16 protein-coding genes and 2 pseudogenes are annotated in these 12,483 nt (G+C 49.3%); 7 read left to right on the top strand and 11 right to left on the bottom strand.

What is annotated here, in order from left to right; translation table 11 throughout:
* Positions 1 to 3: 3 nt before the first annotated feature.
* The 8 genes from SYMBAF_RS07110 to SYMBAF_RS07070 form a co-directional block, all read right to left on the bottom strand.
* Positions 4 to 276: a hypothetical protein gene (locus tag SYMBAF_RS07110; protein ID WP_237162940.1), complete on the bottom strand. Its 273-nt coding sequence runs from the start codon at positions 274 to 276 to the stop codon at positions 4 to 6.
* Between the two features lie 232 nt (positions 277 to 508).
* A complete protein-coding gene (locus tag SYMBAF_RS07105; protein ID WP_040265705.1) occupies positions 509 to 970 on the bottom strand; it encodes a hypothetical protein in 462 nt (153 codons plus the stop codon).
* Positions 971 to 1,056: 86 nt separating this feature from the next.
* On the bottom strand, positions 1,057 to 1,281 hold the full coding sequence (locus SYMBAF_RS07100) for a phage filamentation protein Fil family protein (RefSeq protein ID WP_040265706.1): 225 nt from the start codon (positions 1,279 to 1,281) through the stop codon (positions 1,057 to 1,059).
* Between the two features lie 12 nt (positions 1,282 to 1,293).
* Entirely contained in the window at positions 1,294 to 1,467 is a 174-nt protein-coding gene (locus tag SYMBAF_RS07095) for a hypothetical protein (protein ID WP_162835910.1), read from the bottom strand.
* The gene (locus SYMBAF_RS17625) at positions 1,457 to 1,987 is read right to left on the bottom strand and encodes a DUF4761 family protein (protein WP_237162939.1); all 531 of its coding nucleotides are present in this window, start codon (positions 1,985 to 1,987) and stop codon (positions 1,457 to 1,459) included. The genes SYMBAF_RS07095 and SYMBAF_RS17625 overlap by 11 nt, the downstream gene beginning before the upstream one ends.
* A gap of 9 nt (positions 1,988 to 1,996) precedes the next feature.
* Positions 1,997 to 2,197: a hypothetical protein gene (locus SYMBAF_RS07080; protein ID WP_040265708.1), complete on the bottom strand. Its 201-nt coding sequence runs from the start codon at positions 2,195 to 2,197 to the stop codon at positions 1,997 to 1,999.
* Positions 2,198 to 2,205: 8 nt separating this feature from the next.
* Positions 2,206 to 2,409: a hypothetical protein gene (locus SYMBAF_RS07075; RefSeq protein ID WP_040265710.1), complete on the bottom strand. Its 204-nt coding sequence runs from the start codon at positions 2,407 to 2,409 to the stop codon at positions 2,206 to 2,208.
* A gap of 11 nt (positions 2,410 to 2,420) precedes the next feature.
* Positions 2,421 to 2,612 carry a hypothetical protein gene (locus SYMBAF_RS07070; protein WP_040265711.1) on the bottom strand — a complete coding sequence of 64 codons (192 nt, stop codon included), beginning with the start codon at positions 2,610 to 2,612 and terminating at the stop codon, positions 2,421 to 2,423.
* A gap of 60 nt (positions 2,613 to 2,672) precedes the next feature.
* Between SYMBAF_RS07070 and SYMBAF_RS07065 the strand changes: the two genes are divergently transcribed.
* The 5 genes and pseudogenes from SYMBAF_RS07065 (at position 2,673) to nadS (ending at position 5,570) form a co-directional block, all read left to right on the top strand.
* Positions 2,673 to 3,044, top strand: coding sequence for a helix-turn-helix domain-containing protein (locus SYMBAF_RS07065; protein ID WP_040265713.1), 372 nt, complete (start codon positions 2,673 to 2,675; stop codon positions 3,042 to 3,044).
* A gap of 13 nt (positions 3,045 to 3,057) precedes the next feature.
* Complete coding sequence (locus tag SYMBAF_RS07060) at positions 3,058 to 3,582, top strand: BRCT domain-containing protein (protein ID WP_040265715.1); 525 nt, start codon at positions 3,058 to 3,060, stop codon at positions 3,580 to 3,582.
* Between the two features lie 17 nt (positions 3,583 to 3,599).
* A complete protein-coding gene (locus SYMBAF_RS07055) occupies positions 3,600 to 4,604 on the top strand; it encodes a phage integrase (protein WP_040265717.1) in 1,005 nt (334 codons plus the stop codon).
* A 358-nt stretch (positions 4,605 to 4,962) separates the two neighbouring features.
* Positions 4,963 to 5,274, top strand: a pseudogene (locus SYMBAF_RS17620) (type II toxin-antitoxin system RelE/ParE family toxin).
* Between the two features lie 2 nt (positions 5,275 to 5,276).
* Positions 5,277 to 5,570, top strand: coding sequence for a NadS family protein (gene nadS / locus SYMBAF_RS07050; RefSeq protein ID WP_040265719.1), 294 nt, complete (start codon positions 5,277 to 5,279; stop codon positions 5,568 to 5,570).
* Positions 5,571 to 5,606: 36 nt separating this feature from the next.
* Here the strand turns inward: nadS and SYMBAF_RS07045 are convergent, their stop codons facing one another.
* Positions 5,607 to 5,828, bottom strand: a complete 222-nt coding sequence (locus SYMBAF_RS07045; RefSeq protein ID WP_082026991.1) for an ogr/Delta-like zinc finger family protein — start codon at positions 5,826 to 5,828, stop codon at positions 5,607 to 5,609.
* Between the two features lie 168 nt (positions 5,829 to 5,996).
* Here SYMBAF_RS07045 and SYMBAF_RS07040 point away from each other — a divergent pair.
* Positions 5,997 to 6,976 (top strand): annotated as a pseudogene (locus tag SYMBAF_RS07040) (IS3 family transposase); the annotation flags it as partial.
* A gap of 168 nt (positions 6,977 to 7,144) precedes the next feature.
* Here SYMBAF_RS07040 and proP read toward each other — a convergent pair.
* Positions 7,145 to 8,647 (bottom strand): glycine betaine/L-proline transporter ProP, encoded by a 1,503-nt coding sequence (gene proP, locus SYMBAF_RS07035; RefSeq protein WP_040265721.1) that lies wholly within the window; start codon positions 8,645 to 8,647, stop codon positions 7,145 to 7,147.
* Between the two features lie 440 nt (positions 8,648 to 9,087).
* On the opposite strand from proP, the gene cho reads away from it, so the two are divergent.
* A complete protein-coding gene (gene cho, locus SYMBAF_RS07030) occupies positions 9,088 to 9,939 on the top strand; it encodes an excinuclease Cho (protein ID WP_040266245.1) in 852 nt (283 codons plus the stop codon).
* Between the two features lie 801 nt (positions 9,940 to 10,740).
* On the opposite strand, the gene SYMBAF_RS07025 is transcribed toward cho, so the two are convergent.
* Positions 10,741 to 12,462, bottom strand: coding sequence for a potassium/proton antiporter (locus SYMBAF_RS07025; RefSeq protein ID WP_040265725.1), 1,722 nt, complete (start codon positions 12,460 to 12,462; stop codon positions 10,741 to 10,743).
* Positions 12,463 to 12,483 lie beyond the last annotated feature (21 nt).

Here is a 12,483-nt window from a genome sequence, read left to right as displayed (position 1 = left end):
CGGTTAAACTCCGTATGGCGATGAAGGTGGAGCAGGACGCAGCAATGCCGAAGTCAGGCGCTGCCGCATGTCTTGAATGAAACAGGTCACTGAGGGATCTTCGGGGGAGAGCGTTAACTTACCACTCCCGTGGGTCTTGATCGTCAATCCCTCACGCTCAATCGTTGGTAATAAAACGTTCAGGATGAAACTGTATTGGTCACGTTTAGTCATAATTTGAAGCCTCATTAAGCTTAAGCTGCCGCCTTCCAGCAAGAAGCAAGAAGCGAGCGGCATAACTACACACCACTAAAAGGAAATATCGATGGATCAAAGATAAAAAATCATCGAATGCCTCAAATCGCTTGATACTCTGCTAAATGAATCACTTCCAACAACCAGCCACGGAGGCAATAGAGAACTTCGGGGAATACATGATGCGGTAAGCATCAAACTAAAAAAGAAATACCCGTACACACCGATGGATTTTATTGCTGAGCCTTTCTGAACGAAGGCCGGTTATCCGGCCTTAATCGGCTCGTCTCGTAAGTGACTCAAATGTTTTTAATACCTTCGATAAGTGCCATGGCCTGATTGTTTTTCCTAGGCCTCTGACTGACGCTTCAGCCGCTTCCATGAGATTAATAAAGTCTTTTACGGTTAACTCATCCTCAATTGCGGAGACTGCCAGACTGGCATCATTGCTTTGTGCTAGCTGCTCCTTATATTTCTGGCACTTCGGAGTTGCCGGATAGTCAGGTGATTGCGATTCGTTTAGATGCCACTCAATCGCGCGACCTGATTGCTCAATTAAATTATCAAAAAGATCAGATCTAATAGCTGATGCCTTTTCGTTGAAATATGAAAAGGTTGAGCGTGAAAAAAGTTCAGAGGCATTGGCAATCCTGCTACGTATTACTAGCTCCACTGAACACATATGAAAAACAAGATCTGGCTCTTCTTTATCCAGGTCTTTTTCTTTGCTGGACATACTTACCTCCACTAATGGGTGAGTAAATTCGCCATCACTTAACAAAGTGACGACAGGTAGAAAAAGATTTATCTGTTACTTAATGACTACAGCAGTTTTCTAAAAAACCCTGCCAAGTCATTAAATAAACCTTTGTTTATCTTCTTCGTATAAACAAACTTACTCATACCTTTAATGAACCGTACCTTATTTGGCTCTGGCTTAAAGAAACGCCCATCAGGGCATTCTATCCAGCCGCGAGTATTGCGGTAGTGCGTAACCTGACAGCCTTGTTTAAGCAGGCTGGCAAGTGATGGATCGTTACTTTTCATATCGCATACCTGTTACAGTTGCCTGCGTGCCTTGCGTTCTACTTCTTCACGGCGGGCCTTAAATTTAGAGAACGCTTTTAATTTCTGCTGTCTTACTTTTTCACACCGCTGCCTGATTAGAAACTGAATTAAATTAACAATCAGCACAGCAAAAATAAATATGCCGAAAATCATTTCAATTTTCATAACTTTTTCCACCCTTCAGCCTTTCAATTGTTCGCATTGCTTCAGCTAAGGTAAAGTCACGGCCATAATAATTATCGACACCGCCTTTATCGGCCCATTTGTTAATTAAATAACTATCTCTCTTAATAAAATTTCTTGGCGACCTACGGATAGTGAATTCAGCCGTATACACATAAACGTTTTTGCCGACCTGAACCAGCCCAGGAATGCTACCTGCATGTGATCCGTGCTTTGAATAGCGCTTTTTCATTTTATTTAATACTCCATTATGCTCATCGGCTAATTGCTGCATGTTCTGCGCTATGACAAGCTCATCCAGGGTTGTAGCCGATTCAGCGTCACCCGCCGCCTGCGCGGTGCTCAGCAATCCCTCAAGGCCAACGCTCAACCGAAAGGCATAGTCGTTCTGAGAGAATTGGCGCACTTCTTCAGCAACTGCGGTAACGGCGCGCATGTTCTCGCTTTTAAAGCGGTACTGCTGCAACAGATCGTTAACAAGGATGCTGTAGGCAAATTTCATGCTTGCCACCTAGCGTTGTGTGTAGAGTTGTTCGATATAGCCGGTTGCCAGTGCTTGCGCATCGAACAGGCCGAACGACTGATCACCAAGGCTGATTTCATACCGTGAGATCGGATTGGTCGCCGTTCTTGGCCTGTGGGTGATAACAAACCCGCGATAGCGTGACGCGCTGCGGCTTATTTTGGTGATAGCGTGTGTTGTGCTTTGCATGGTTCGCCTCAACTGTTCTCTATCGCGTCTTTGAGCATGGCAACGAGGTTTACTTCTACCCGGTTTTTTGCGCACTTTTTCGGGCGGATAATGATCCGGCCATCCCTTACCATGGCGCGACAGGTGCTTAACGGGATTTTCACCATATCGGCATACGCTTCTAAGGACACATATCCTGTAGGGACTGTGATGTTGATAGTGGTATTACCCATGCGTCCCCCGATTATTCAGAAGCAATTGCTTCCATTCCGCGCAGATGAACCAGGCGCGCCATGCTTGAGACTGAACGGCACTCTTTAGCTGCAAGTGATTCTAATCTTTCGCGTTCTTCGTCTGACAAGCGCATCGGAACGGCTTTTTGTGACGCGATGCCCTTGGGCAGGCGTGACCGCTGATCGTGATTGACTTGTTTCATAGTGCTATATTGTGATCCACTAAGTTCCTGTGCAAATCAATTTAAGGAAGTTTTATTCCTATGTCAACATGCGGAAGGGAATTATTATTCCTCATAGCTGCAAGGCTACGTGAAGAAAGGGAAAAAATCGGCGAGAGCCAAGGTTCTATTGCGGAAAAATTTGGTGTCTCTACTCGCACCTGGGGGAAGTACGAGAGGGGGGAAACCATGCCTGATGCGCTGACCCTTTCGCGCTTAGGTGGAGAATTAGGAATAGATGTGACATACGTACTTACTGGTCAAAAAACACCGCATGCCGTGGATTCAATCTCTATGGAAGAACAAAAACTCATAGAAAATTACCGCGCTATGGATGAGGCGGCGCGTTTAAACATACAGGCGGTTGGTGATGCGTTCGCGCAATCGAAATTAAAGCTGAAAACAGGTAATTAAATAGGGATATTAAATGGAAACCATCTACTTTGTTTATATCAGTGCTGATAAAAAAGTTGCGGCATATGCAGTAAATAACCCCAGCCATTCCGAACGCTATGTACAAGGTTTTTCACCATCTGAATCAGGTTATAGAGCTTTCCGTAAAGATAGGTTTATTAAATCGTTTGAGCGGTTTGATGATGCTAAAAAACATGCTGACTTAATAGCCCCTACTATTGATGCTTCACAATATATTTTTCCAGAAAAAAGACATGATTCATTAAGAAAATATGATGCACCTGTGTTTGATGGTGAATTTGAAATCTACTTCACTGGATTCAAAAAAGCTGATAAAGATCGATTGATTGAGCGTGCAAAGCTGGCAGGCATGATAGTTAGAAGTGAGGTTACAGTAAATCTCCACCTATTATGTTATGGCTATAATGCTGGTACTAAAAAGATGGAGTTAGCGCGTATGAAAGGGACAATAGTACTTAATGAAGATGAGTTATTATCACTGATTGAAACTGGCGAAATACCAGATATTTATTCTTAAATTATGAGGGCCATAAAATGACAGTAACTAAACTGCCATCAGGAAAGTGGCTCTGCGAATGCTATCCCTATGGAAAAGCCGCAGGAAAGCGGGTGCGGAAGCAATTTGCAACAAAAGGCGAGGCGCTTTCGCATGAGCGGAAACTTTTGGCCCAAAGGAATAAAACTGAGGTAGAGATCGGCGCGGTAACATTAGCAGAGTTGGTACAGCGCTGGTATGACCTGCACGGCAAGACGCTTGAATCCGGCGAATCTCGCTTAGCAAAGCTGGAGGCAATTTGTAAACGTTTAGGTGATCCGCTGGCCCACGAAGTTGATAAAAATATGTTTGCTGTCTATCGTGAGCACCGTCTTTCTGGCGAATGGATGGCAAAGGGACGGAAGACCGTGAAAGAAGCCACAGTTAACCGTGAACAGTCATACCTACACGCCGTGTTTTCTGAGTTAAAGCGCCTGGGTGAATGGGAAGGCGGCAACCCGCTTGATGGAATACGCCAATTCAAGGAAGGGGATCAGGAATTATCATTCCTCTATGAGGATGAAATTAAGCGGTTGCTGGCCGCTTGCGATGAGTCGGAAAACAAAAGTCTTGGCCTGATTGTGCGGGTTTGCTTGGCTACAGGTTCGCGCTGGGGTGAAGCCGAAGGCATGAAGCAATCTCAGGTATTGCCTGGACGGATATCGTTCATCAATACCAAGAGCAACAAAAATCGTACCGTTCCGATCTCAAAGCGCTTACAAGAGATGTTGCCTAAAAAGCGTGGTGAGTTGTTTTCGCCTGCATATGATGCTTTCAAGCATGCACTGAAGAGGGCGGGGATCGAACTGCCTACAGGTCAGCGCACCCACGTTTTGCGGCATACATTCGCGTCACATTTCATGATGGGGGGGGGCAATATTTTAGTGCTGCAACAGATCCTCGGTCATAGCACCATCATGATGACTATGCGTTACGCGCACTTTGCCCCAGACCATTTGGAGGCGGCATTATCGCTTAATCCATTTGATAAGGTTTCTGATTAAAAACACCTTGAAAAAGTGGCTCCATAAACCGACAAACAACAATAAATAGCAACTATAGATAATTGTAAGTCACTGACTTCTAATAACTCATTGATTTTAAATGGTTATCGATATTTTTTAAAATCCCTCGGCTTATGGCTGTGCGGGTTCAAGTCCCGCCCCGGGTACCACATTGATTTATAAAGATAAATTAAACCGCCGAGAGGCGGTTTTTTTGTGCCTGCAAAACGCTAAATGGCAGCGTGACGGCAGCAAAGGTTTTCACCCCGAAGACCTTTCATGATCGTCCATGCGTCATTGACTGATACCCGATAGATGCTAACATGTGCTTACGGTATACGCCATTGACGCATAGATGATGATATTTATAGAGACTTCAATTTTTACAGAGGATGTTTTGACGCTGCTCAGCGATGAAGAGTATCGAGAGTTTCAGCTTTATCTCGCTGCAAACCCAACCGCTGGCGATGTGATCTAAGAAACCGGGGGATTGCGCGAGGTACGCTGGGCCTGCGGCGGCAAAGGGAAGCGAGGTGGTGTACGGGTAATTTATTATCACAAGTTGTCCGAGTCTCAGATCCGTTTGCTGGTGATCGACAAAAAGGGCATCAAAGATGATTTATCTGCGGATGAAAGGCGCATCCTTCGCGCATTGAATGAGAGGTGGTAACTATGGACGCTAAACTGTTCGATCGCTTGAAAGAAAGCATGGCGCAAATGAATGAAATTATTGACGGTGAGCGCGCACCTTCTCGTGAGTTTCAGGTTAGCGCTGTGCAAGTTAAAACCATTCGTCAAGCGATGGGGTTATCTCAACCCGTTTTTGCTGCGCTGATTTCTGTCAGTGTCGGGACGCTCAAAAATTGGGAGCAGGGCAGACGTGAACCAACCGGCCCAGCCAAGGCGCTATTGCGTGCGATTGAACGAGATCCGCAACATGTACTGCCGGCACTATCCTCCAAGTGATTTTAACGCCCGCATTTGCGGGCGTTTTTCTTGTGGCTATCCAAAAACCAACGAAGCTTGACCGCCGCTTTGAGGGTGAGGTGAAACAGGATCAACGTTATGCGGTTTTGAAATGACGCGGGTAAAGGTTTCATGGCTCACGAACGTGCATCCACAGTTGATATTGGTGCACTGGTTGTAGCGCTCTTTGGTCGTATTGGTGATGTAGTTCGATGATCTGGTGTGTGCGGCTTGGCCGCATTCAGGACAATGCCTCATGGCGGGGTTCTCCGTCATGTTCCCGGCTAAGGCCGGTATTTCTGGTAATTATGCACAAATGCTGCAAGCGTAAAGGCAATGCCGTATTGACGGTTAATGAGAAGTGAGATCCACTTTCCAGGGCAGAAGTTCAGCCACTTTATTACAGGGCCACTCCGGCATTTAGCGTTAGCCACCGCTGTGAAACAAATCCGTGAGCTTCAGCGCCTTCTGGGTAAGAAAACAATGGAGAACGAGAGCCTGAAAGAAGCGGTGGAGTGCGGTCAGTCGCGAAAATGGATAGCGCATGCGCCCTGGTTACCAAAGGACAAGGAATAGCACAGGTTAGCCGGGCTTTAGGCGTGTCGCGTGCGCAGTTATCCCTTCGGGTCGATCGTCCCGTCGGCTGGCAGGACGGGCGCTGTAACAGACGGAATGAGGAAGCAGATGCACAACTGCTGCCGCGTATCCTCGCGATCATCAGCGATATGCCGGGTTATGGCTATCGACGGGGGTGGGCGATACTGCGGAAACAGTCGCGCAATGAAGGGCTTCCTCCCGTGAATGCCAAACGGGTTTATCGTGTGATGAGTGAGAACCGCCTGTTGCTGCTGCACGACAAACCACAATGTCCGCAGCGGGAGCATAATGGTAAAGTCGCGGTGGCAGAAAGCGAGTTGCGCTGGTGTTCAGATGGCGTCGAGTTCGGCTGTGATGATGGCAAAAAGCTGCGGGTGACGTTCGCGCTGGACTGCTGCGACAGAGAAACCATAGACAGGGCTGCCAGCACAGGGGGTTACGACAGCCGCACGGTACAGGATGTGATGCTGGGTGCAGTGGAAAAGCGGTTCGGTAATCAGTTAGCGGAAAAATCAATCCAGTGGCTGACGGACAACGGTTCGGCTTATGTAGCGCATGAAACTCGCTGGTTCGCGAGGGAACTGAATCTGGAGCCGTGCACAACAGCAGTGAGCAGTCCACAGAGCAACGGTATGGCTGAACGGTTCGTAAAAACGATGAAAAGTGGCTATATCACCTTCATGCCAAAACCGGATGTGAGAACGGCGTTGATAAACCTGGCGGCAGCGTTCGAGCATTACAATGAAAACCATTCACACAGTGCCCTGGGATACCTCTCGCCGAGGGAATACCGGAGCCAGCGGATAACGTTAACTTAGAGACAAAAGCTGTCTGGATATAGCGGGTCAAGATCACACCAATGGCCCTATGCATGGCCGTATGTGGTTTGAAACCCACACACGGGTGGTTAGGGTATGGCGGGGATGCCAGTTACCTTAATTAACTGGCTAGCATTGGATTTTGAATGTCAGAGCGCGTTAGTCCAGTTTAGGGTGCTGATCGACCAACGTCTGTTTTTTATTTTCTAAATCGGCAATTTGCGCATTGATGTCCTCGACCTTTTGTTCGATGTTGTCATAGGTTTCCTGGAGCAGTTCTTTGGCTTCCATGCGATCAGAGGCGGCTGGGGGGGCACCGCGTAGCGGTTTGTTGGCAGTTTCTTTCATATATAGACCGGTAATCAGGCCGATCACTGCCACTACCATCAAATAGTAGGCCGGCATGTAGAGGTTGCCAGTGGATTCCACCAGCCAGGCTACCGCCGTTGGGGTAGCGCCAGCAACCAAGATTGAAATGTTGAAGGAAATCGCCAGCGCGCTGTAGCGAATATTCGTTGGGAACATTGCTGGCAATATGGAGGCCATCACGCCGGTAAAGCAGTTCAGCAGCACCGCCAGCACCAGTAAACCGACAAAAATTAAGCCAATCACGCTGCTGTTAATCAAAATAAAGCACGGGATAGCCAGCGCTACCAGACCAATGCTGCCGCCGATAATAAATGGCTTACGGCCAATGCGATCGCTGGTCAGGCCGATCACCGGTTGCACGAACAGCATGCCAATCATGATGGCGATGATGATCAATATGCCATGATCTTCCGAGTAGTGCAGATTATGCGAAAGATAGCTTGGCATATAGGTCAGCAACATGTAATAGGTCACATTGGTGGAAATCACGATACCTACGCACACCAGCAGACTTTTCCAATGTTTGGCTGCAATTTCTGTGAACGAGATCCTCGGCGGATTTTCGATGGCGTTGCGATCATCCTTCTCCATCTTGTCAACGTGTTGCTGGAACGCAGGGGTTTCTTCCAGTGCATGGCGCAGGTAGAGACCAATAATGCCCAGCGGTGCTGCGATGAAAAACGGAATACGCCAGCCCCAGTCGAGGAAGCGGGCTTCGCCAACGATGCTGGAAATCAGCACCACGACGCCGGCACCCAGCACGAAACCGGCGATAGAGCCGAAATCAAGCCAACTACCCATAAAGCCACGTCTGCGATCGGGTGAATATTCTGCCACGAAAATCGCTGCCCCGGAGTATTCTCCGCCGACGGAGAAACCCTGCGCCAGCTTGGCCAGCAACAGCAGGATCGGTGCCCAGATGCCAATAGCGGCATAAGACGGGATCAGGCCGATGCAGAAGGTGCTCACCGCCATAATGATAATGGTGATGGACAGCACTTTCTGGCGGCCAAATTTATCGCCCATGGCACCAAAGAAGATACCGCCGAGTGGGCGGACTAAGAAAGGCACCGAGAAGGTCGCCAGCGCAGCAATCATCTGTATGCCAGGAGATGCGCCCGGAAAGAAGACTTGTCCAAGGGCATAGGCTACGAAGCCGTATACGCCGAAGTCGAACCACTCCATCGCATTGCCCAACGCGGCGGCGGTAATCGCCTTCTTCAGCTTGCTGTCGTCGATGATGGTGATGTCATTAATGTGCATCGGCTTATGACGTTTTTTTCTTAACTTCATATTATCGTCCCTTAATGAAACATTAGTTGTTCGTGAATTCGCAATCCCCATCCATTTTTCTATGTTGAACCATTAGTTTGGCTAAACATATTGCTGTTCCAGGTGGCCAGCCTTCACTCTCTTCATGAAATGTGAACCGTAAATGCAAGCCCAATTTAAGCGATATCACGCTAGTTAGGGGACTAATTTTTTAGCATTTATAGCTTAACGTTATATCTTGCGGCGATCAAATTTGGTCTTTTTTCTTATAAATTTGCATAGAAATAGATTGACGGTAAGATGCGTAGCCTAAATCAGTACTCAGCGTTTTGGCTTTTGCAAAAGTGAAGGACGCGTTGGTTTCGGTAAAAACCACAGAGCACCATGGGTAAGTAAACAGAGGCAAACGGTATGCTGGATAAAAAACCATGTGTGCTATTAACCATGAGTATAACGACATTATGATGTCAAACCGGCTCGAGCCAGAGCTTAATATCTATCACTATCCAGACCATCTGCGCGCTAGCCTGGATCAACTGCCCAGGTCGCCGGGCGTCTACCTCTTTCACGGCCAGAGCGATCGTCTACCACTGTACATTGGCAAAAGCGTCAATATTCGCAGCCGAGTGATGGCGCATTTTCGCGCCCAGGGGGAAGCCAAACTGTTGCGTCAGACCCAGCGGATCAGCTTTATCACTACAGCGGGGGCATTGGGGGCGCTTCTGCTGGAAGCGCAGCTTATCAAGCAGCAGCAGCCGCTGTTCAATAAAAGGCTGCGTCGTTCAAAACAGCTATGTTCGCTACGCATAGGTGATGGGCGGGTGATGATCGTACATGCCAAAGAGATCGATTTTGCCGTTACGCCCAATCTGTACGGGCTGTTTGCCAACCGCAGCACGGCACTGGCGAAGCTGCGTGTCATCGCCGACGAACAGCGGCTGTGCTACGGTAAGCTGGGGATTGACAAATTGCCGCTAGGGGCAGCCTGCTTCCGCTTCAGCCTAGGTAAATGCGCTGGTGCCTGTTGTGGTGCAGAGTCCGAGCAGCAACATGGCCAGCGTTTGGTCACCGCGCTGGAGCAAATACGCATCAACTGCTGGCCCTACACCGGACGGGTAGCACTGGAAGAGCAGGGTGATTCGCTGCGTCAGTATCATGTGATCGATAACTGGTTTTATCTGGGATCGGTCAGTAGCCTGGAACAGGCCGATGCCTTGCAGCACCCCGCCAGCCATTTTGATAGCGATGGCTACAAGATCCTATGCAAGCCACTGATGGCTGGCCACTACCGGATTATTGAATTGCCGGGCTGAGTAATAACGTGAGACTTGTGTTATTCATTCAAATCGGTGCCAGCTTTTTTGCCTACCCGGCGGTGGAGGGGTCTTTGTTTTTCACCTTTAATCCTTTGCTAAACTGCAAACCGGTAGATTTGCTGCCTGGCAATAGGAGATTGATATACCACAGTCCGAACGGCGATGGGGGGTGTCGCAGCCCTCGCAGCGAGAGAAAAATCGTTGACCGCCGCATCCAATGTCTATCAGTCAATTATCACCACCATGCTTGGCAATTTGGATAAGGCCGATCGTGACTGAATCATTGCGATGATTGACCTGGTGTATGAGATTGCCAATGCCCGTGCCATACGGCGCTGCAACGAGTTGCAAAAACAAAAATTAAACAGGTGGATGATATCGCGTTTATGCTTGCGCAGGGTGGATAAAACTGCCTTGCCCCACTCAGGGTTTATACCTTCTCTATTGTGGCGCAGGCCTCAAGGCAACCATCTGAAACAATGCCAGATACTTTGATCGTCAATGGTTCCACCAGCGCGATACGTAGAAGGTGCTTTATTAGCGTTGGGGTTAGCTGATTTCAAATATACCCGCCATACTTCCTTCAAGTTGTCTAGGCGCTAGCTTAAGTGCCTGAGGTTCATTGATCCCCAGTGCCAGCGCTATTCAAATCGGTTTCCGACCGATTTTTCATTGCATTGCCGCTTTCCTGTCACTCGAATTATATAAGGTATATATTGCTGGATTAAGGTGCGACAAGTGCTATCTGCGGGATAAATCTGTTGCGGCCGGTCTTGCCGTACGACAGAAAAAGTGGCTTCACTCGCTGACAATTTTTACGCCGATTTTGCTGACCTGATTGCCTGCCATTTCGGCAATGGTCCAGATCAGTCCCTCCCATTCCACCTGATCACCGATCACCGGCTCACCACCAATCAACTGAATGATGAACTGCCCAAGCGTCTGCTGATCGTTCACGTTATCCTGCAAGTTCAGGCCATAAACCTGCGAGATATCGCTCAGGCAGGCGTCCGATTGCAAGATGAAATCGCCGAAGAAACGCTCGTCGAAGGTGATGGCCGGTGCTTGGCTGAACAGCCTACCGAGTACTGGCAAATCATGCTGATGGCCAATAACGCACAGGATATCTCTTTCACGCAGCCGGGTGCTGCCGCTTGGGTGCAACAGTTCTTTGCCACGGAACAGCGCGGCGATGCGCGTGTTGGGCGGCATTTTCAACTCGCGCAGTGCAGCGCCAACGCACCAGTTCTCCATCGACAGTTGATAGACGAACTGTTCCCATTGATTTTCTGGATGTACGTCTAGCCCCACTCGTGAGATCGGTGTCAGCGCAGGCGGCACGATCACTTTGGCTTTCCTGGCGGCGAATGACAGCGTGGTGCCTTGCAGTAGCAATGAGACCAACACCACAAAGAAGGCTAGGTTGAAGAACAACTGTGCATTCGGCAACTCGGCCATCATTGGAAACACTGCCAGGATCACCGGCACGGCACCGCGCAGACCAACCCAGGCGATAAAGCCACGCTCGCGCAGAGTAAAGCTGCGGAACGGCAGTAGGCCAATGAATACCGAAAGTGGGCGGGCGAACAGGATCATCCACAGTGACAGCAGCAGGGCGGGGATGGCGATTGGCAGCAGTTCATGCGGATTGAGCAACAATCCCAGCACCAGAAACATGCCGATTTGGCTCAGCCAGGCCAGGCCATCGAAGGTTTGTACAATGCCATGGCGGTTGCGGATCGGCCGGTTACCCAATAGCAGGCCGCACAGATAAACCGCCAGAATGCCACTGCCGTCCAGCGCCGTGGTCAGAGCGAAGATGAGTATGCCGCCGCTACCGGCCAATAGTGGGTACAGACCTTCGGCCAGTTTGATATGGTTGATCAGCGTCAACAGCAGCCAGCCGCCGCCGAGACCAAAAATGATCCCCATACTAAATTGCTGCATCAAGTGTAGCGGGAACATCCAGCTAAGGGTGGTTTCACCGGCGGCGATCATCGCGATCAGGGTAATGGTGAGAAACACCGCCATTGGATCATTGCTGCCGGATTCAATTTCCAACGTGGCGCTGACGCGTTCGTTGAGACCTTTGCCACCCAGCAGTGAGAACACCGCAGCGGCATCGGTGGAACCGATGATGGCACCGATCAGCAGTCCTTGCAGCAGATCGAGGTCGAACAGCCATGCGGCTGCTATCCCAGTTAGCCCCGCTGTGATCACCACACCGACGGTGGCGAGGGAAAGTGCTGGCCACAGAGCAACGCGAAAGGAACTGACGCGGGTACGCATGCCACCGTCAAGCAGGATCACCGCCAGAGCCAGGTTACTGACCAGATAGGCCAGCGGATAATTGTTGAAGACGATGCCGCCTGGGCCATCAACGCCAGCCAACATGCCGATCGCTAGGAATATCACCAGGATGGGAATGCCGAGACGAGAAGAAAATGAACTCAGCAGAATACTTGAGCCTACCAGCACGGCACCGATGACGAACAGGCTGTTAATGGTGCTAGCATCCAAAATGATGTTCTCCTGAGGCTG

The sequence above is a fragment of the Serratia symbiotica genome, from assembly GCF_000821185.2.
Lineage (GTDB): Bacteria > Pseudomonadota > Gammaproteobacteria > Enterobacterales > Enterobacteriaceae > Serratia > Serratia symbiotica.
Note: the sequence above shows the minus strand (reverse complement) of the source record. Positions and strands in the feature narration are given on the sequence as shown.

What these genes read in the sequence shown, in the direction of transcription:
- SYMBAF_RS07045 (WP_082026991.1), bottom strand. Translation starts at nt 5,828, where the DNA reads ATGAGGCATTGTCCTGAATGCGGCCAAGCCGCACACACCAGATCATCG.
- SYMBAF_RS07080 (WP_040265708.1), bottom strand. Translation starts at nt 2,197, where the DNA reads ATGCAAAGCACAACACACGCTATCACCAAAATAAGCCGCAGCGCGTCA.
- nadS (WP_040265719.1), top strand. Translation starts at nt 5,277, where the DNA reads ATGGACGCTAAACTGTTCGATCGCTTGAAAGAAAGCATGGCGCAAATG.
- SYMBAF_RS07100 (WP_040265706.1), bottom strand. Translation starts at nt 1,281, where the DNA reads ATGAAAAGTAACGATCCATCACTTGCCAGCCTGCTTAAACAAGGCTGT.
- SYMBAF_RS07095 (WP_162835910.1), bottom strand. Translation starts at nt 1,467, where the DNA reads ATGAAAATTGAAATGATTTTCGGCATATTTATTTTTGCTGTGCTGATT.
- SYMBAF_RS07065 (WP_040265713.1), top strand. Translation starts at nt 2,673, where the DNA reads ATGTCAACATGCGGAAGGGAATTATTATTCCTCATAGCTGCAAGGCTA.
- SYMBAF_RS07055 (WP_040265717.1), top strand. Translation starts at nt 3,600, where the DNA reads ATGACAGTAACTAAACTGCCATCAGGAAAGTGGCTCTGCGAATGCTAT.
- SYMBAF_RS07105 (WP_040265705.1), bottom strand. Translation starts at nt 970, where the DNA reads ATGTCCAGCAAAGAAAAAGACCTGGATAAAGAAGAGCCAGATCTTGTT.
- SYMBAF_RS07110 (WP_237162940.1), bottom strand. Translation starts at nt 276, where the DNA reads ATGCCGCTCGCTTCTTGCTTCTTGCTGGAAGGCGGCAGCTTAAGCTTA.
- SYMBAF_RS07070 (WP_040265711.1), bottom strand. Translation starts at nt 2,612, where the DNA reads ATGAAACAAGTCAATCACGATCAGCGGTCACGCCTGCCCAAGGGCATC.
- SYMBAF_RS07060 (WP_040265715.1), top strand. Translation starts at nt 3,058, where the DNA reads ATGGAAACCATCTACTTTGTTTATATCAGTGCTGATAAAAAAGTTGCG.
- SYMBAF_RS17625 (WP_237162939.1), bottom strand. Translation starts at nt 1,987, where the DNA reads ATGAAATTTGCCTACAGCATCCTTGTTAACGATCTGTTGCAGCAGTAC.
- SYMBAF_RS07075 (WP_040265710.1), bottom strand. Translation starts at nt 2,409, where the DNA reads ATGGGTAATACCACTATCAACATCACAGTCCCTACAGGATATGTGTCC.
- proP (WP_040265721.1), bottom strand. Translation starts at nt 8,647, where the DNA reads ATGAAGTTAAGAAAAAAACGTCATAAGCCGATGCACATTAATGACATC.
- cho (WP_040266245.1), top strand. Translation starts at nt 9,088, where the DNA reads ATGATGTCAAACCGGCTCGAGCCAGAGCTTAATATCTATCACTATCCA.